Origin of the sequence: Halomonas terrestris, from assembly GCF_049166755.1 — a bacterium.
In the GTDB taxonomy this organism is placed as follows: Bacteria; Pseudomonadota; Gammaproteobacteria; order Pseudomonadales; family Halomonadaceae; genus Halomonas.
In genome coordinates this window covers 335,641-353,961 of sequence record NZ_JBMHFZ010000001.1, presented here as the reverse complement: position 1 = coordinate 353,961, position 18,321 = coordinate 335,641, and the positions used below count along the sequence as shown (strand labels likewise).

The 18,321-nt window shown below is 68.8% G+C and carries 17 protein-coding genes; 2 read left to right on the top strand and 15 right to left on the bottom strand.

Features of this window, described 5'->3' with window-relative positions:
* Positions 1-6: 6 nt before the first annotated feature.
* The 5 genes from ACOMD9_RS01670 to nosR all read right to left on the bottom strand — a co-directional run bounded on the left by ACOMD9_RS01670 (position 7) and on the right by nosR (position 7,397).
* A complete protein-coding gene (locus tag ACOMD9_RS01670) occupies positions 7-837 on the bottom strand; it encodes an ABC transporter permease subunit (protein WP_421411811.1) in 831 nt (276 codons plus the stop codon).
* On the bottom strand, positions 834-1,811 hold the full coding sequence (locus ACOMD9_RS01665) for an ABC transporter ATP-binding protein (RefSeq protein WP_421411810.1): 978 nt from the start codon (positions 1,809-1,811) through the stop codon (positions 834-836). The genes ACOMD9_RS01670 and ACOMD9_RS01665 overlap by 4 nt, the downstream gene beginning before the upstream one ends.
* Complete coding sequence (locus ACOMD9_RS01660) at positions 1,808-3,112, bottom strand: nitrous oxide reductase family maturation protein NosD (RefSeq protein WP_421411809.1); 1,305 nt, start codon at positions 3,110-3,112, stop codon at positions 1,808-1,810. The genes ACOMD9_RS01665 and ACOMD9_RS01660 overlap by 4 nt, the downstream gene beginning before the upstream one ends.
* Positions 3,113-3,188: 76 nt before the next feature.
* Positions 3,189-5,102: a TAT-dependent nitrous-oxide reductase gene (gene nosZ, locus ACOMD9_RS01655; protein ID WP_421411808.1), complete on the bottom strand. Its 1,914-nt coding sequence runs from the start codon at positions 5,100-5,102 to the stop codon at positions 3,189-3,191.
* A gap of 132 nt (positions 5,103-5,234) precedes the next feature.
* A complete protein-coding gene (gene nosR / locus ACOMD9_RS01650) occupies positions 5,235-7,397 on the bottom strand; it encodes a transcriptional regulator NosR (RefSeq protein ID WP_421411807.1) in 2,163 nt (720 codons plus the stop codon).
* Positions 7,398-7,604: 207 nt separating this feature from the next.
* Here nosR and ACOMD9_RS01645 point away from each other — a divergent pair, with 207 nt between their 5' ends.
* Both ACOMD9_RS01645 and ACOMD9_RS01640 read left to right on the top strand, forming a co-directional pair.
* Positions 7,605-7,937: a hypothetical protein gene (locus ACOMD9_RS01645; protein WP_421411806.1), complete on the top strand. Its 333-nt coding sequence runs from the start codon at positions 7,605-7,607 to the stop codon at positions 7,935-7,937.
* A 67-nt stretch (positions 7,938-8,004) separates the two neighbouring features.
* Positions 8,005-8,562: a hypothetical protein gene (locus ACOMD9_RS01640; RefSeq protein ID WP_421411805.1), complete on the top strand. Its 558-nt coding sequence runs from the start codon at positions 8,005-8,007 to the stop codon at positions 8,560-8,562.
* Positions 8,563-8,582: 20 nt separating this feature from the next.
* Here the strand turns inward: ACOMD9_RS01640 and ACOMD9_RS01635 are convergent, their stop codons facing one another.
* The 10 genes from ACOMD9_RS01635 to ACOMD9_RS01590 all read right to left on the bottom strand — a co-directional run bounded on the left by ACOMD9_RS01635 (position 8,583) and on the right by ACOMD9_RS01590 (position 18,113).
* On the bottom strand, positions 8,583-8,978 hold the full coding sequence (locus tag ACOMD9_RS01635; RefSeq protein ID WP_421411804.1) for a copper-binding protein: 396 nt from the start codon (positions 8,976-8,978) through the stop codon (positions 8,583-8,585).
* Positions 8,979-9,000: 22 nt separating this feature from the next.
* On the bottom strand, positions 9,001-9,555 hold the full coding sequence (locus ACOMD9_RS01630; RefSeq protein WP_421411803.1) for a hypothetical protein: 555 nt from the start codon (positions 9,553-9,555) through the stop codon (positions 9,001-9,003).
* 55 nt (positions 9,556-9,610) lie between these two features.
* Positions 9,611-9,958, bottom strand: coding sequence for a cupredoxin domain-containing protein (locus ACOMD9_RS01625; RefSeq protein ID WP_421411802.1), 348 nt, complete (start codon positions 9,956-9,958; stop codon positions 9,611-9,613).
* 30 nt (positions 9,959-9,988) lie between these two features.
* On the bottom strand, positions 9,989-11,650 hold the full coding sequence (locus tag ACOMD9_RS01620; RefSeq protein WP_421411801.1) for a NapC/NirT family cytochrome c: 1,662 nt from the start codon (positions 11,648-11,650) through the stop codon (positions 9,989-9,991).
* A gap of 154 nt (positions 11,651-11,804) precedes the next feature.
* On the bottom strand, positions 11,805-13,418 hold the full coding sequence (locus ACOMD9_RS01615; protein WP_421411800.1) for a cytochrome D1 domain-containing protein: 1,614 nt from the start codon (positions 13,416-13,418) through the stop codon (positions 11,805-11,807).
* 212 nt (positions 13,419-13,630) lie between these two features.
* Complete coding sequence (locus ACOMD9_RS01610; protein ID WP_421411799.1) at positions 13,631-14,455, bottom strand: Crp/Fnr family transcriptional regulator; 825 nt, start codon at positions 14,453-14,455, stop codon at positions 13,631-13,633.
* Positions 14,442-15,101 (bottom strand): c-type cytochrome biogenesis protein CcmI, encoded by a 660-nt coding sequence (ccmI, locus tag ACOMD9_RS01605; protein WP_421411798.1) that lies wholly within the window; start codon positions 15,099-15,101, stop codon positions 14,442-14,444. The genes ACOMD9_RS01610 and ccmI overlap by 14 nt, the downstream gene beginning before the upstream one ends.
* Positions 15,098-15,592 (bottom strand): cytochrome c-type biogenesis protein, encoded by a 495-nt coding sequence (locus ACOMD9_RS01600; RefSeq protein WP_421411797.1) that lies wholly within the window; start codon positions 15,590-15,592, stop codon positions 15,098-15,100. Before ACOMD9_RS01600 ends, ccmI begins: the two co-directional genes overlap by 4 nt.
* Positions 15,589-16,125, bottom strand: a complete 537-nt coding sequence (locus tag ACOMD9_RS01595; protein ID WP_421411796.1) for a DsbE family thiol:disulfide interchange protein — start codon at positions 16,123-16,125, stop codon at positions 15,589-15,591. Before ACOMD9_RS01595 ends, ACOMD9_RS01600 begins: the two co-directional genes overlap by 4 nt.
* Positions 16,122-18,113 carry a heme lyase CcmF/NrfE family subunit gene (locus tag ACOMD9_RS01590; protein ID WP_421411795.1) on the bottom strand — a complete coding sequence of 664 codons (1,992 nt, stop codon included), beginning with the start codon at positions 18,111-18,113 and terminating at the stop codon, positions 16,122-16,124. The genes ACOMD9_RS01595 and ACOMD9_RS01590 overlap by 4 nt, the downstream gene beginning before the upstream one ends.
* Positions 18,114-18,321 lie beyond the last annotated feature (208 nt).

Below are 18,321 nucleotides of genomic sequence, written 5' to 3'. Positions count from 1 at the left end.
TCCTCGTCAGATCTCGCGGCGGCGGAAGATCCACAGCGCCAGGCCCAGCGGCACCGCCACCCAGGCCAGCAGCGTGCCGAGCAGCAGCGCCGGGTGGAAGGCAGCGTCGGCACCGATGGAGGCCAGCCCCGCCTGGGTCCGCGCCGCCTCGAAGAAGGTCAGGTTGACGATGCGGAAGATGTCGGTGGGGTTGAGCAGCAGCAGATAGTGGAAGAGCCCCTCGCTGACCTGGCCGCCGGTACCCACCAGCACGCCCAGCAGCGCCAGGTCGAAGACGATGACGAAGGCGAACCACACCACCAGGGCGATGCCCGCCGCCCGCGACTTCTCCGCCACGCTGACGCTGATCAGGTAGGCGAAGCCGATGAAGGCCCAGCCCAGCAGCATGGCCGAGAGGATGAACAGCGCCAGGGCCGCCACCAGCTCGCCGAGCTGCTCCACCCCCCCCAGCAGCGCGATGACCGCCCCGGCCACCCCGAAGCCCACCAGGGTGGAGACGCCGAGGATCGACGCATGGCCCAGGAACTTGCCGGCGAGGATCTCGACCCGGCTCATGGGGTAGGTGAGCAGCAGCAGCAGGGTGCCCTGCTCGTCCTCGCCGACGATGCTGTCGTAGGCCAGCATCAGGGCGATCAGCGGGATCAGGAACACCGCCAGGCTCGACAGGCTGACGATGGTGGTGGAGACCCGGGTGAAGCCCACCTGGCCCGAGGCCGCGGCACCGAAGTAGGCCAGGCCGATGGCCAGCAGGCCGAACACCAGGGTGATCGCCAGCACCCAGCGGTTGCGCAGGCCGTCGCGGAACTCCTTGCCGGCCACGATGAACAGGTTTCTCATGCGCTCACCCCCTGCTGCGCGTCGATGGCCGTGGCGGGGGCCGGCTCGGCCTCCGCCGGGTCGCGAATGGTGCCGTCGAAGTGGGCGTAGAGCGACTCCAGGGTGGGCGGCTCCAGCTCCAGGTCAGCGGTCTCGGGGTCGGCCATGAGCTCGCGGAGCACCGCCATCTTGGCGCGTACCGGCACCTCCAGCTCGAGGCGGCCGTCACCCGTCTGTCTCGCCAGCACGCCGTGGGGCCACAGCGACTCGGCCAGGCGTTGCGGCGCCCGGCTGGTGCGCAGACGCACCACCAGGGGCAGGTCGGCGGCCTGGCGCAGCTCGTCGATGCTGCCGGAGGCGAGCATGCGTCCCTGGCCGAGGATCGCCGCCCGATCGATATGGCGCTCCACCCCGGGCAGCACGTGGGAGCAGAGGATCACGCTCACCCCGCGGCCGCGCAGTTCGTCGACCATGCCGTAGAAGTCGCGGGTGGCCATGGGATCCAGGCCCACGGTGGGCTCGTCGAGCAGCATCAGGCGCGGCTCGCCGATCAGCGCCTGGGCGAGGCCGAGGCGCTGGCGCATGCCCTTGGAGTAGGTCTTCACCCGGCGGTGCATGGCGTGGCCCAGCCCCACGCGCTCCAGCAGGGGCACAACGACCCCGGAGCCGATGCACTTGAGCCGGGCGAAGTAGTCGAGCACCTCGAAGCCCGAGAGCTGCTCGTAGAACTGCACGTTCTCGGGCAGGTAGCCCAGGCGCAGGCGCAGGTCGTTGGCCGCGCTACCGCCGGGGTCGTGGCCGAACACCCGCAGGGTGCCGCTGGTGGGCCGGATCAGCCCCAGGATCAGCTTCATGGAGGTGGACTTGCCGGCGCCGTTGTGGCCCATCAGGCCCAGCACCTCGCCCTCGCCCAGGGTCAGGCTCACCTCGTCGAGGGCGGTCAGCTTGCCGAAGCGCTTGCCGACCGCGTGCATCTCGATCACCGGTTGGGTCATTGCAGTGTCTCCGCCATCCAGTCGGGAAGGGCCATCAACGGATGGCTGTCGCGAACGCCCGGCGGGCGCAGGATCGGGAACTCGCGCTGCACCCAGCGCAGCACCTGTACCGCCGGGCTGTTCATCAGGATCTTGGCCATGGGATAGGTCCAGAGCAACCGGTCCACCGAGTCGTTGGGCTCGTAGGGGATGTCGCCCAGGCCGTCGCCGCTCAGGTCCCAGCCCAGGTAGTCGCTCCAGTAGTTGCCGCTGCCCTCATGGGACCACTCCTGCTCGCGCAGCGCCACGTACTTCACCTGGGTCTCGTTGGCGACGAAGGCGTTGCCGTGGAAGACGTTGTCCTCGGAGCCCGCGGTCATGTGGATGCCGATCTCGGTGCGGGCGAAGAGGTTGTCGCGGATCTCGTTGAACAGCGAGTTGTAGACGAACAGCGCCTTGCCCTCGGTGCCGCTGATGGCGTGGCCGTCCGGCGCCGCCGAGAGGCTGCCGCGCTGCGCCTCAATGGACACGTTCTCGGCGATCACCGAATCGACGATGAAGTTCATCAGGAAACCGTAGTTCTGGTCGCGCAGGGAGCGATTGCCCACCACCTCGAGCTGGCGCGACTGCATCAGCGCATAGCCCAGCCGGTTGTTGCGGGTCTCGTTGTCTCGCACCTCGTTGGAGTGCGAGAACATGTAGTGCACGCCGTAGCGCTGGTCGCGCAGCAGGTTGCCGATCAGGCGATTGTGGTTGCTGACGTCGATGTAGATGCCGTCGCGGGCCTCCCATACCTCGTTGTCGCGGATCTCGGCACCGGTCACGTTGTAGAGCTGCAGGCCGTTGCCGCGGTCCTGGGAGCGCAGCGCGGTGTCGCCGCTGATGCGGTTGCCGATCACCCGCACGTCGGGGGTGGCATCGAGCCAGATGCCGAAGCCGCGGGCCTCGATGCGGTTGTTCTCGATCCGCGTGCCCGTCGCCTCGCGGGCCACGAAGATGCCGCTGTCCATGGCGTTGATGTCGGCACCGTCCTCGCGGATGTGCAGGTCGCGCACCGTGACGTCCGGCGCGGCGACGGTCAGCACGCTGCCGTGGCGGCGGCCGTCCAGGACGGCGCCGGGCTCGCCGACCAGTTCGAGGGACACGTCGATCGTGAAGTTGCCGACGTGCTCGCCCTCGGCCACCCGCACCGTGTCACCGGGTGCGGCGGCCGCGAGCACCTGCTGAAGCGGGGTCTCGCCGGGTACGGCGCGCCACTCGGCGGCCAGGGCGAGGCCAGGCAGCAGCAGGAAAAGAAAGGGGAGTAACCATCTCGAAGGCATGGCGTTCTCTGGGTGTCATGGGGGGCACCACCGGGCCGACGCGTTCGCCGGCCCGGCAGGGACTGCCGCCGGGGGGTTATGCCGGCTCGACGAGCAGTCGGCCGACCATCTCCATGTGCAGCGCGTGGCAGAACCAGTTGCAGTAGTACCAGAACACCCCGGGCTTGTCGGCCGTGAAGGTGATCGAGGCGGTCTGCTGCGGGCTGATCTCCATGCTGACCCCGTGATCCACCACGCAGAAGCCGTGGGTGAGGTCCTCGACGCGGTCCAGGTTGGTGATGGTCACCGTCACCTCGTCGCCCTGCTTGACGGGAATCTCGGTGACCCCGAAGTTGGGCGCCACGGTGGTCATGTAGACCCGCACCTTGTTGCCGTCGCGGATGATCTCGTTGTCGGACTCCAGGGTGATGCCGTCCTCGCGGGCCATGGCCACGGTGTCGGCGAAGTAGGGGTCGTCGCGCTCCCAGATCTGCTTGGTCTGGATCTGGTCGCGGCGGATGATCACCGCATCGTGAGGCTCGGCGAAGGTCGGGGTGTCGTGGAGCAGCACCATCTCCTCGCCGGAGATGTCGATCATCTGGTCGTTCTCGGGATGCAGCGGGCCCACCGGCAGGTAGCGGTCCTTGGAGAACTTGTTCAACGAGAACAGATACTTGCCATCGGCATCCTTGGACTCCGAGAGGGTCGCGTGGTTGTGGCCCGGCTGGTAGTGGACGTCGATCTTCTGGCGGATGTAGTTGACGTCCTCGCCGTTGTAGTGGCGAACCGCGTCCTCCATGTTCCACTTCACCACCTGGCTGTCGATGAACAGGGTGGTATAGGCATTGCCGCGGCCGTCGTAGGTGGTGTGCAGCGGCCCGAGACCCAGCTCCGGCTCGGCGGCCACCACGTCGCGCTCGTCGCTCAGGTTGCCCTCGAAGAGGTCATCCAGCTTGGCGATGTCGATCATGGTGACGGTGGGCGACAGCTTGCCGGCGGCGATGAAGTACTTGCCGTCGGTGGAGGTGTTGAGGCCGTGGGGGTTCTTCGGCACCGGCACGTAGCGGGTGACGTTGAGGCCGGAGCTCTTGCGGCCGTCCACCACCGGTACCTCGGAGTCGCCGATGGTCATGAAGTCGCCGTTGGCCACCGCCGCCTCGATGCGCTCGATGCTGAAGACGGTCACCCAGTCGCGGTCGGCGCGCATCTTGCCGGCCAGGTCCACGGCGCCCTCGGAGTTGTAGCAGGTGGCGGCGCAATACTTGCCGGTGTAGTCGGCATCCATGTTGTCCAGGTTGCCGTCGACCATCACCTGCCACTTCACCTCCATGGTGTCGGCGTCGATGGCATTCCACAGGGTGTAGTACTTCGACGGGTCGTTGATGTCGCGGCCGTCGTTGGGCTGCGGGATCTGGTACTCGCCGTTGGCGAACACATAGCCGGTGCGCGGCGCCTTCTGCAGCCGCAGGCCGTGGATCGCCTGGACATTGGGCACCGTCACCATGGCGTCGGTCTTGAAGACGTCGAGACGGATCCGCGCCACGCGGGTGTTGGCCTTGTCGTTGATGAACAGGTAGCGGCCGTCGTGGCTGCCGTCGGTGTAGCTGATATGGGGGTGGTGGGCATCGCCGTTGGTGAAGCGGTGGCTGTCACCCATGATGCGCTTGGACTCGTTGGTCATCCCCCAGCCGGAGGCCGAGCAGTGGTTGAACACCGGGATGCGCATGATCTCGCGCATGGAAGGCACGCCGTAGACGCGCACCTCGCCGCTGTGGCCACCGCTCCAGAAACCGTAGTACTCGTCGAGCTCGCCGGGCGGCACATGGATGTCTGCCGCCGAGCCGTGGCTGGCCGCCTGGGCCGGCTGGCTGCGGGTCAGCGCCCCCACGCCCGCCACGCCGGCGGCACCGGCCATGCCGGCCGCACCGACCGCGGCGCTGCCGGCCAGGAAGCGGCGGCGTCCCTCGTTGACGGCCCCGGTGGGCTTGTCGTCCCTCTGCTTGTCGCTCATGACACTGTCTCCGTTTCGTTGTCGAGATGACGTCTCGGCTCGTCGCCGACGCTGCGGCCGGCCTTCTTCTTCCGTCACCGTGTCGCGCCCCGGGGCGCGACGCCGTGAGGGTTCTGTGCCGCGGCGGCCCCATCAGGTGCCATCGGCGGATACCTCGGTGGCGGCGATCCGCCGACTGTCGGCCACCTTGCTGCTCAGCCGGGTGGCCTTCTCGCGCTTCTTGCGCTGCACCACCATGGGCGGGCACTTGCGGTCGTCGTAGTAGGTCACCTGGCAGTCCAGGCAGTAGTGGCACTCGTTGGGGTTGATCCGCCCGTCGGGATGGATCGCCTGGATATGGCACTCGTGGGCGCAGATCTGGCAGGGCTTGCCGCACTCCTTGTGGCGACGCAGCCAGTCGAACAGGCGGATGCGCGCGGGGATCGCCAGGCCGGCGCCCAGCGGGCAGACGTAGCGGCAGAAGAACTTGTGGTTGAAGGCGCTGATCACCAGCAGCACCACGGCATAGAGCACGAAGCCCCACTCGCGCTGGAACTTGAGCAGCACCGCGGTCTTGAAGGGTTCCACCTCGGCGTAGACCTCGGCCTGCCCCAGCGACTGCAGGGAGACGGCGAACAGCCCCAGCAGGATGATGTACTTCAGCGCCCAGAGCCGCTCGTGCACCGCGAAGGGCAGCTCGAACTGCGGCACCCTGAGCTTCAGCGCCACGGCGCTGATCAGCTCCTGCATGGCACCGAAGGGGCAGAGCCAGCCGCAGTAGACGCCGCGGCCCCAGAGCAGCAGCGACACCGCCACGAAGCTCCACAGGAGGAACATCATCGGGTCCATCAGGAAGGTGGACCACTGGAAGTCGGTGAACAGGGCGTTGGTGAAGGTGAGGATGTTGACCACCGAGAGCTGGGCCAGGGCGTACCAGCCGATGAACACCACGGTGTAGACCAGGAAGGCGTAGCGCAGGGGATGCAGCAGCCGCGGGCGCCTGGCCAGCCAGTCCTGGAAGAGCAGGATGAAGGTGAGCACGCCGAGGCCGGCCCCCAGCACGATGATGTGCATCACCCGGTCTTCCCAGACCGAGACCCACAGCGGACGCGCCTCGTCCTCCTCGAGCATGGCGTCGGCAACGGGCTCGGGTATCTCCAGGAAGCGCTCCGGCACTTTCACCTCCGCGGCGAAGCCGGCGAATTCGGTGTCCAGGGCGCCCACCTGGCGGCGCACCAGCAGCTCCAGCTCCCAGGGCTGGCCGGGGTCGAAGCGGGTCTCCTCGCGCAGGATGAAGATGTCGCGTTCCGGCAGGCGCGGCGCCCCCTCGGCCTCGATACCCCACAGGCGGCGCATGTCGGCGTCGTGGAACTGGTCGGTGCGTCCGCCGTGGTGGATCATGATGCGGTCGTAGATGCCGCCACGCACGAAGCCGGAGCCCTTGAAGGAGTAGCGACCGTCGGCCATGATCGCCAGCGCGTGCTCGTCCTCGCCGAGCTCCGCCATCAGCTGCTCGAACTGCCGCTCGCCGAGCAGGTTGCGGCCGATGGTGGGCACGTTGAGGTAGGCGACGTAGAGGTCGATGAAGGTCTCGCCCTCGCGGCCTTCCGGGGCGGCCTCGACCCCTTCGGCGTCGGTGCCGGCGAAGGCCTCGTCCACCTCGCCGCGGGTCAGGTGCAGGTGGCCGAAGGCCCCCTCCTCGAGCAGCGCCTCCCAGCTCGCCTCCTCGAACAGCTCGTCGCGCACCGTCGCCGCCTCGGCGGGCCCGCCGCCGACCAGGATGCCCAGCTCCCGGGCCACGCGGCGCGCGGAACGCATGATCCCCTCGCCCATCACCACCACGGTGACGGTGGCCCCGGAGACCGCGTCGACCTGCTCGTAGCCCTCGCGCTGCTGGCGCGACAGGCCCACGCGCACCTTCTGGCGCACCGACTTGCCGGTATACTGCCCGACGAAGTCATCGAGTACCGTCTCGGGGATGCCCACCAGCATGATCGGCTCGGAGTGCTCGAGCACCTCGACACCAGTGATGCGTCCCTCGAGGTCCATGCCGACGCGCATGTTGACCGGGTGGCCGGAGTAGGCAGGGATCGGTGCGATGTCGTTGGTCTCGAAGACGTAACCCACGGTCTCGCCGTCGCGCAGTACCGGCACCACCGGCGGCTCGTCGATGGGCTCGCCGACGGCGTCCGCCTCGGGGAAGACGACGGGCAGCCACTCGGTTGCCTGGGCCGTGGTCGCCAGGGCGGCAGTCGACAGGACCAGGGCCAGCAGCAGCCCCAGGGTCACCCGCCAGATACGCAGCAAACTTGTCACGAGACGCTCCACCTCTCCGTCAGCTCGACCGGACCAGAACATGCATCCGGATGACCTCTTTAGTGATGTAGGATGGAATAGTTTGCCGCGCCCGACAATGAACCCAGATCAAGGTATTCGCCTTTCAGCCCTGTAGCCCGGGTGCTATGTTGATCCGCACGCCCTTCCCGGCAGGCATCGGCTCGATCTCAGGAGACCTCCGCGCCCATGGACATCCCGGCCAGCATCCGTCACCCCCTGATCCGTCAGCAGCGTTTCCTGGCGACGGAGATGATCTTCCAGCTCGGCGAGATTCCCTCGCCGATCCGCATCCGCTGCTACCGGGAAGCCGGGAGTGAACGCGTCACCTGCGAACAGAGCCACTACCTGCAGACGCCGCTGCAGGCCGAGCCCTCCTTCGAGGGGAGCGACGACCACGCCAGCGTCGAGGCCGCCCTGGCGGCGATCACCGACGAGATGGCGGCGCAGTACCGGCGGGCGGAGGAGGCCGGCTACCGGCCCGGAGACGAGTGGCTGCTGCCGAGCCGCGACTTCGACTGACGCCACGGTCGGCATGGCGCCCGCCCGGTGCTACCATCGGACGCCTGCCATCCAGGAAGCCCGGGCCATGTTCAAGACCCTCCCCGCCGCCACCCTGCCGCTGCTGGCCGGCCTGCTGTGGGCGGCCGATACCGGCGCCACCACCTTCAACACCGCCGACGTCGAGTCGCACGGCCACTGGCACACGCTGACGCTGTCGCTGGGCGAGGAGCGTCACTTCCGGGCCATGGAGGGGTACAGCTACAGCGACTCGCTGCTCAGCTTCAATGTCACGGCGGGAGTATGCGACCTGCCCTGGCTCGAGTTGCGGGTCGAGCTCGACGAACACCAGCCGGAAAGCCGGGCGGTGAACCGGGTGCCCGTCGACCTGCGGGTCGATCACGAGACCATCCACGGGGGGACCGCCGAGTTCGTCACCGAGCGCGGCGACAGCGGCTTCTACGTGCACTTCTACCTGCCGGAACAGTCGCTGCTGATCGAGGAGATGCGCCGCGGCGAGACCCTGCTGCTGCGCCTGATGCGCGGCGAGGATGATCCCTGGTTCATGACCTTCAGCCTGGAGGGGGCCGACGAGGCCATCGCGGGGGCCGAACGCCGCTGCCGCGAGACCCGCCCAGCGGAGTGAGCGCCGCCCCCGGCCCGACGTCAGTGGCCGATCCTCTCCCGCAGTTCGGCCGGCAGCACCAGCTCGGTGTCATCGGGCAGCCGTTCGACCCCCTCGGCGAACCAGCTCATGCCCGTCGTCGCCCGGCCGATCATCCGGAAGGCGACCTTGTCGCCCTCGGCGAGGTCGGGCAACGGCTCCCCCTCCACGAGATGGAGGTTCATGCGCATGGCCATCATCACCTCCGGGATCGCCTCGTGGGCGACGCTGATGCGCCCCTCGGCCGGGTCATGCCCCAGGTAGATCCCGCGCACCTCGTGGGGGCCGGAGGCGTGCCCCGCCCCTCCATGGCCGTGGCCCCGGTCGCCCGCCTGGGCGGCCAGCGGCAGCGAGGCCAGCAGCAGCATCGCCAGCGGGGCAAGTCGTTTCAGCGGCATTGCGGCTCCTCGGGACAGGGACTCATGGGCCGGCAGGGAACAGCCGGGTATCGAGATACTCCACCGACAGGTAGTCATCGAAGGTCCAGAGTCGCACGAAGCGGCTGCGCTGCCCATCGTCCCCGCCCCAGACCTCGAGGCTGTGGGGCGTCTCGGGCATCCCGTCCTTGAGCTGCTCGTACCACCACTCCGCCATTTCGTCCGGCCATGGCTCGCCATGGCTCGCCGCCAGGCGCTGCATCACCTCATCGCGGTCATCCACCTCGGGATGGAAGGCCACCACCAGTGCCAGCCGGTCCTCGCCGCCGGGGAAGACGTAGCGGAGGTCGGTCGCGGGCTCGTCCTCGGCCTGCAGCTGGCCGTCGATGACCAGGTCGCCCTCGGCGCTGCGTTCCTGCGAGACCCGGACGACGCCGTCGCCCTCCAGCCGTGCGCCGACCTCCTCGGCGGACATGCCGAAGGCCGCGCTGCGATAGCCATCGGGGGCCGTGGCGGCCATCGCCGCGCTTGCCGTGGTCAGTACCACGCTGGTCAGCAACCCGCCGAGCAGCGCTGCGGGTCGAGTGGAAATCGTCATGCCGGCACCTCCCATGCCATCCTGTCGATCGTCGCGGCACATCTGCCGGGACGCGTCACTGCGTGTCGTCGGCCGCCACCACCCGGATCACGCCGCGCATGTCGCGGTTCTCGTGGGGACGACAGTGGTATTCGTAGGTGCCCGGGGTGTCGAAGGTGCGTTCCCAGCTCTCCTCGGGGAAGAGCCGCTCCGAGGAGGGCCCCTCCTCCGGGAAGTGGACGTCGTGGCTGGTGCGGCGCTCGGTATTGACCCAGCGCACCGTGGTGCCCACGGGAATCTCCAGTTCCGCCGGGTGGTAGCCGTAGTCTTGCATCTCCACCTCGACGACCGCCTCGTCGGCCAGGCTCACGCCCCCCAGCAAGAGGGTGGCCGTGAGCGCGGCGGTGACAATTCGTCTTCTCATGCTGTTTCCTCCCCTCGTCCTAGCCTCGTCCTAGCGACTGACCCGCGTGGCATTGATCTCCACCATCTCCTCGTCGACCTCCTCGGCGCCGAACATCAGGCCGAACTGCCAGGAGACGTGGTGGAAGCGTGCCGCCGCATGATCGTCGTGCAGCGCGAAGTTGACGTTGTACTTGCCATCGGTGGTGAGCGGCTTGTCGCCCTCGATGCCGGTGCGCAGGGCCCGGGTCAGGTAGGCGGTCCAGACCCCGTCCTGCTCGTCGGCCGAGAACACCACCGCCTCGGAGTCGGCGAAGTGCCGCTGCTCCAGGATATAGCCGGACTCGGTGGCACCGCTGCCGCTCTTGTAGCGGGCCATGTCCAGGTAGACGCCGGCGCCGAACAGCTCGTCGATCTCCGCTTCCTCCTTGAGCTTGTCCCAGCCGCCGCGGGCGGCGCCGCGACGACCGCGCACCTCGATGTCGGTGCGGCTCTCGGAGAGGTACTTGGTCACGCCGTTCATCAACGCCAGCCGCTCGGCGAGCTCCTCGGCCGCCAGCGCCTCCTCCTCGGGGGCATCGGGCATGTCGCGGGAATCATGGTGGCAGCTGGCCCAGCAACCGCCGCGGTCGGCCATGTCGACCCTCTCGTCGGCGAAGCTCACCGTCAGCTTCATGGCGTTGTCCGGGTCCATCATGCCGCCGTCGACGAAAGGCAGCGGCGCATGCTCGCCGGCCTCCCACTGGAAGCGCATGTAGAGGTAGTCATCATCGAAGGCGGCCTGCACGGCCATCGGCACGTGGCCGCGCTTGTCGCCCAGGTCGTAGGTCTCGATCTTCTCGGCGCTGGTGGCCATCTCGCCGATCTGCGCCTCCTCGCCGGCGTGGCACCAGACGCAGCGGTCGCCGAAGCTGAAGGCGCGGCCGCCGCCGTGGGAGCTGCCGTCCTGGATCCACTCGATGGAGGCCTGCCCCGGCAGGAAGAGGGTCACGTCCAGGGCCGGCACGTCATCCCAGGCCAGGGTCGAGGCGATGTCGCCCTCGGCGGCCACCGCCTCGCCCAGCTCCTCGGCTTCCAGCGGCACCTCGGGCTCGCCGCGATCCAGGTCGGCCTCGGTGTCATGGGCGAAGCGGGCGGCCCACACCGGCGACTCGTCCCACTCCTCGGGCAACTCGTGGGCGATGCCCTGGTGGCACTCGATGCAGGTCTGGCCCTGCTCGAAGCCGCGGGCGTGTTCGCGGGCGGCGCGTGTCGCCTGCTGCTCGAGGTCCATGGCCGACCAGTCATGGCAGTTGCGGCACTCGCGGGAGTCGGTGCGCAGCATGGAGCGCCAGACGTTCTCGGCCAGCTCCAGCCGCTTGCCGTCGAACTTCTCCTTGGTGTCCACGGTGCCCAGCATCCAGTGCCATACCTCGCGGCTGGCCTGGATCTTGCGGACCATCTTGGGGCCCCAGGCGTCGGGCACGTGGCAGTCGGAGCATTCGGCGCCCACCCCGGTGGGGTTCTGGTAGTGGGGGCGCTCCTGGTACTCCTCGTAGACCCAGCTCATCTCGTGACAGGCCGAGCTGCAGAACTTCATGTTGTTGGTGGCCTCCATCACGGTGTTGAAGCCACCCCAGAAGATGATGCCGGCCACGAAGAAGATCACGACCGCCCCGAGCGAGGCCCCCATGATCGTGATCCTGCGCCAGTTGCGTAGACGCTCCCCTAGCATGTCAGCCTCCTGAAGGTGTCATGACCCTTGTGCTTCCGATGAGTGGTGCCCGGCATCAGCTTCTTTCCCGACCGCTCTCCCGCCGGGATGCCGGCGAGCATTCGGGAAAGGTGCCGGGACGCCCCCGCAGGGGCGCCTCGGACGCTCACGGCGATCAGCCGATGTGGTTCTTGCGGTTGTAGACGTTGAACTTGCCGGTCGGCGTGTTCAGGTTCTCGATCCGCGCCTTCTCTTCCAGGGTCTCGTCGTCGTAGACCACGATGGCGCCGTCTTCCTGGTGGCCGCGACCGCGGGCCCAGATGGAGACCCACACCTCGGTGCCGGTCTGGTCGTACTCCATGTGCACGGCCACGGCGTCATGCTCGAGCGGCCGGTCGGCGACATGGATCGGGGTCAGCTCGCGGGTCTCCTTGTCCATCACCATGACCCACTGGTTGACGTCGGCCTCGGGATGCATGGCCTGGTCGATCCAGACGTTGCCGGAATCCGGGTGGGTGCGCACGAACAGGCCCGGGCCGTCGGTCTCGACGCTGAAGCAGATCTCCCAGGCCTGGTCCGGATGGCCTTCCGGGTCGTTGCCCCAGGCGGTCATCAGGCCCTCGCCCAGGTGGGTGGTGCCGGCCACCGGACCACACTCCGAGTCGACCCAGTTGGCCCCCGGCCCCGGATGGGGGATCTGGCCGGTCTCCAGCATGCCCACGCGCTTGCGGGTCTCGGTGTCGATGAAGACCATCTTGTTGCTGTAGTTGGCCGCGATCTGGAAGTAACGGCCGGTGGGATCGAAGAAGCCGTCGTGCAGGAACTCGGCGGATGACATCTGCTCGATGCGCAGGTTGTCGATGTCGCTGTAGTCCACCTGCCACACCTGCCCGGTCTCCTTGACGTTGACCAGGAAGGAAGGCGCGTTGGGGGTGTTGTACAGCGCCGCGACCCGGGCCTCGTGGACGTAGTTGCCCTCGGTGTCGTAGCCGCGGGTGGACACCACCTTGAGCGGCTCCATGGTCTCGGCGTCGGCGATCACGAAGTGGGGCGGCCAGTAGGCCCCGCCGATGACGTACTTGTCCTTCCACTCCCCATAGTGGGAGACCGCCACGTCGCGGGCGTCGATGCCGATGAACACCTCGGCGGTCACCTGGGGCGGGTTCATCCACAGGTCGATCTTGGAGAGGCGGCCGTCGCGGCCCTGGACGTACCAGAAGCGGCCATCGGAGCTCTCCTTGGCCACATGCACGGCGTAGCCGGTCTCGGCCTCGGTGATGAGCTCCTTGGTGTCACCGTCGATGATCCCCATGGCGCCGCGGTCACGCAGGATGGTGACCATGAAGTTTTCCCAGTTGAGGTCGTGCTGGGGCTCGGTGGGCCACTCCTCCTCGGGCACCAGGATCTTCCAGGTATCGCGGATATCGGCCAGCGACATCTCCGGCGGCTCCTGGGGCGTCTGCTGGATGTACCTGGAGATCAGCTCGATCTGGTCCTCGTCGAGGATGCCGTCGAAGTTGTTCATGCCGCCTTCGGTACCGAAGGTGATGATGCTCTCCAGGCGACGCTGTCCCAGCTCCTGGGTATTCTCCGGCAGCAGGTTGGGGCCGGTCGCGCCACCGCGCAGCGTACCGTGACAGCCCGCGCAGCGCTGGAAGTAGATCTCGCCGGCCCGCTCCAGCTCCTCTGCCGACATCTCGGGTGCCGCCGCCTGCACGCCGCCCGCCATCATGGCGGCCAGCGGGAAGCTGAAGGCGAAGATCCCCTTGCTCAAAGCTCTCGTGGTCATAACGTGCCTCGCTCTATTTCCCCGTGGGGTGTCGGTTGGCGGCTGTCCAGGTCCAGCCCGTGATCAAGGCCCGCGGGCTCGCTGTCGGCCACCCTCCACCTGGGCCAGTAGTAACAGCTTCACCGCCGGGCTCACTTGACCACCATCAATTGATGCATTTGAGAGTTGACTTAGGTCACGACAGCACGACAAAGCGTGCCTCGACGGCCCGGTCAGACCAGCCGGGAGGGAGCCCCGAAGGCCTTGCCGGCCTGGCAGGCGGGAGCACACCCGCGCGGCCCCGGTGCCGCCCCTTCCGACTCCTCGCCACCGCTCGCGAGGCGCTTCAGGGCCACCACGTCCTCGATCAGCACGCAGTTTCGCTCGCTGTACACGCCGACCTCCCGCAGCCGCGCCAGGGCCCGGGAGAAGCTCTCGGGCTTCATCCCCAGCCGGCCGGCAATCAACAGCTTGTCGCAGGGCAGGCAGACCGTGGCCCGCGCCGCGCCGGACGGGCAGAGGGTGACGAGGAAGGCCGCCAGCCGCTGGTAGGTCGGCTGGGTGGTGAGCTGGTCGAGCTGGCGGATCAGGCCGCGCAGCATGCCCGAGAGGTTGGCCAGCAGGTTGAGCGCCAGCTCGTGGTGGTGCTGCAGCGTGGTCAGGAAGTGCTCGGCGGGGAAGATCAGCAGCCGGGCATCCTCGGCCACCGCGGCATTGACCGGGAAGCCGAGCCGGTCGAACATCGCCGCCTCGGCGAAGGATTCGCCGCGGGTGAACAACCCCACCATGCACTCGTTGCCGTCGTGACTCTCGCGGAACAGCTTGACCCAGCCATCCAGCACCACGTAGAAGCGATCCGCCGGCTCCCCCTCGGAGAACAGCCAGCTACCCCGGCGATAGCCGCGCTCCAGGGCACCGTGAGTGAGCAGCGCCAGGGTCTCGTCCTCCAGCCCGGCGAACAGCGGCACCTGCCGGATGGCTTGCAGGGCGTCACGCCGCAGGGGCGGCTTGACGGCCACCCGCTCGGCCGCGTGGGCCGTCGATCTAGCGTCCAGCATGGCGTTCGGCCTCCGTCAGGTGGTCGCGGACCAGCCCGGCCTCGCGGGACCCGGGCGGCAGCAGGGCGAGGGCCTCGCGAAACGCCCGGGCCGCATCCCGATGCCGGTCGAGGTGGCTCAGGGTGCGACCCAGCAGGATCCAGCCCGACAGGTCCTCGGGATCACGGGCCAGGCGCATCTGCATCTCCCCGGCCAGGGCGCGGAACTGGGCATCGAGGTCCGCCGGAGCGAGCGGTGCCGCGTCGCGGGCGGGCGGCGGGTGCGTGGCAAAGACCTGTTCGGCGTGGCCGACCGAGGCATAGAGCCCCGCCGCCATGAAGGGCACGGCCACCAGCGAGATCACCGCCACCAGCGCCACCCCGCGACCCGGGCCAGGCAGGGGCGACTCGGCGGACGGGTCGAGGCAGCCACTGTCGAGCAGCTCGCGCTCCAGGTCGGCCACCGCGGCGTCGTGTCGCTCCCGGGTCAGGGTGCCCAGCGCCAGGTCCCGCGACAGCTCACGCAGCCGGTCGCGGTGCACCCGCAGGCTGACCTGCCGCGCGGTGAGGTCGTCGCCACCGGGCGGCGAACGCCACAGCGGGTAGAGCAGGCAACCCAGGGCCGCCAGGCACATGGCCAGCGCCAGCAGCAGGAACATGCCGTTCATTCGGAACCCTCCGTCATTCGCTCCCCGCGCCCGAGGCGCTCGAGTGCCGCGCGCTCCTGTGCGGTGAAGGTCGGGCACTCGTCCATGCGGGAACGCCGGCGCACGATCCGCCACCACAGGACCAGCCCGCCCAGCAGCAGCAGCGCGGGACTGGCCCACAGCAGGGCGGTATTGGCCTGCAGGGCGGGCCGGTAGCGCACGTAGTCGCCATAGCGCTGCACCATGAAGTCGATGATCTCCTCCTCGCTGCGGCCCGCCAGGGTCATCTCGCGGACGCGCCGACGCATGTCCGCGGCCAGGGCGGCATTGGACTCGTGGATGGTCTCGCTCTGGCAGACCGTACAGCGCAGCTCACGGGTCAGGGTCTGGTACTGCTGCTGCTGGGCCGGGGTGGGGAACGCCGGCGGCTCGCCGATGGCCGCCGCCCGAACAGCGCCGGCCACCAGCAGCAGGCCCAGCAGCAGGGGCAGGCTCCACGCGGCGCGGCTCATGAGCGGGCCTCCCGACGCAGCCGCTCGACCAGCGGCAGCACCTCGTCGAGCAGCACCTGGCGGGTCAGTGGCCCGGTGCGCTTGTAGCGGATGGTGCCCTCGGCATCGAGCAGGTAGGTCTCGGGCGTGGCGTAGACACCCCAGTCGATGCCGGCATCGCCCTGCGGGTCATGGGCGATGTCGCGATAGGGGTCGTCGCTGATGCGCAGGTAGCGCAACGCCTCGTCGCGCTCGTCACGGTAGTTGAAGCCGTAGATGGGGATACCGCCGTCGGCCAGCTCGAGCAGCAGCGGCTTCTCGGCGCGACAGGTACTGCACCAGGTGGCCCAGACGTTGACCAGCGCCACCTCGCCGATGAAGTCCTGCTCGGTGAGGGTCTGCTCGGCATCGAACAGCGACTCGAGGACGAAGGGAGGCGCCGGCTTGCCGACCAGTGGCGACGGGAGCTCCCGGGCGTTCATGCCCAGCCCGGCGAACAGCAGCCCCAGCAGGGCCGCCACCGCCAGCAGCAACAGCAGGATGCGCGGCTTCATGGGGTGACCACCTCCCCGCGGTTGCTGGCCTCGCGGACCTCCCGCGTGCGCCGGGACGCGAGCCGGTAGCGCCGGTCGAGGGCCGCCATCAGCCCGCCCAGGGCCAGCAGCAGGCCACCGGTCCACATCCAGGCCATGTAGGGCTTGTAGTAGAGCCGCAGGCTCCAGGCATCACCCGCCAGGCGCTCGCCGAGGGAGACATAGATGTCGCGGGTCGGCCGCCGGTCGAGGGAGGCCTGGTGCATGGGATTGGCCGGCTGGGTGTCGTAATAGCGCCGCTGCGGCGTGAGCGTCGTCAGGGGTCGGCCGTCACGGCTGACCGCCACGATCGCCTGGTCGGCCTCGTAGTTGGGCCCGCGGACCTGCTCGATACCCACCAGGGTGAAGTCATGGCCACCGACGGCGGCGCTCTGTCCCGGCTCGAGGCGCACGTCGCGCTCCACCTCGTAGGTGCTGACCATGGTGATGGCGATCACCACCAGCGCCAGGCCCAGGTGGGCGAGGTGCATGCCCATGAACCCCGGACGCATGACCCTGCCGAGCCGCTGCGACCACGGCTGGCGGCCGGATCCCAGGCGCTTGTGGATATCCATGGCCATGGTGACGATGATCCACACCGCCAGCATCAGCGACAGCGCCGGCAGCGGGCGCCAGGCCCCGGCGGTGAGCGGCCAGAGGCCGCCGGCGATGACGCTCGCCAGCAGCGCCCAGCGCAGCTGGTGGAAGGTCTCGACGGGATTGGCACGCTTCCAGGCCACGGCAGGGCCCAGGCCGGTGAGGAACAGCAGGGGCAGCATCAGCGGCGCGAACACCGCATCGAAGTAGGGCGGGCCCACCGAGATCTTGCCGAGCCCCAGGGCATCCAGCGCCAGCGGGTAGAGGGTGCCGACGAGGATCGCCGCACAGGCCACCACCAGCAGGACATTGTTGGCCAGCAGCAGCGACTCCCGCGAGTAGCCGCCGAAGGCACCGCCCAGCCCGACCCGGGGTGCCCGCCAGGCGTAGAGGGCCAGCGAGCCGATCAGGGTCAGCGACAGCATGCCGAGCATGAAGGCTCCGCGGTCCGGGTCGGTGGCGAAGGCGTGCACCGAGGTGATCACCCCGGAGCGCACGATGAAGGCGCCCAGCACCGTCAGCGCGAAGGTGATGATGGCCAGCATCAGGGTCCACACCTTGAAGCCGCCGCGCTTCTCGGTCACCGCCAGGGAGTGGATCAGGGCGGTGGCGGTGAGCCAGGGCAGGAAGGAGGCGTTCTCCACCGGGTCCCAGAACCACCAGCCTCCCCAGCCCAGCTCGTAGTAGGCCCACCAGGCCCCGATGGCGATGCCCAGGGTCAGGAAGACCCAGGCCAGGGTGGTCCAGGGGCGCGTCCAGCGTGCCCAGGCGGCATCCAGCCGACCGCCGAGCAGCGCGGCGATGGCCAGGGCGAAGACCACCGCGGTGCCCACGTAGCCCATGTAGAGCAGCGGCGGGTGCAGGATCATGCCGGGATCCTGCAGCAGCGGATTCATGCCGCGACCGTCCAGCGGCGCAGGGAAGACCCGCACGAAGGGGTTGGAAGTGAACAGGGTGAAGGCGAGAAAGCCCACCGAGACCAGGCCCAGCACGCCCATCACCCGGGCCTGCATCCGCCGGGGCAGCGAGCGGCTGAATGCCGCCACGGCCACGCCCCAGCCGGCCAGGATCAGCACCCACAGCAGCATCGATCCCTCGTGCCCCCCCCACACGCCGGTGACCTTGTAGAGGATCGGCAGGGTCAGGCTCGAGTGGCGCGCCACGTAGTCGACGGTGAAGTCGCTGGCCAGGAAGGCCCAGGTCAGGACGCCGTAGGCGGTGGCGAGGAAGACGAACTGGCCGGCCGCCAGGAAGCGGCCGGTACGCATCAGGCGCGGCTCGCCCAGCGACGCCCCGAGCAGTGGCAGCGCGCCCTGGGCCAGCGCCAGACAGAGCGCCAGGATCAGCGCAAAATTGCCGAGTTCCGCCACCATGGCCTTGTCCCCTCCCCGCGCCGCGCGTCGGCACCCGGGCCGCGGCGGCGCACTGCATCGATGGGGTCGCCAGCACCGTGGCGTCAGCGACCTGCCTGGAGAGGATGGTCGGAGGTTCGCCCCATAAAATCCATAACGGATGCATCTTTTGGTGATCCATGTCAAAGCATCCGTCCGGATCGCCCCCGGCCCGGGAAGTGCGAGCAGG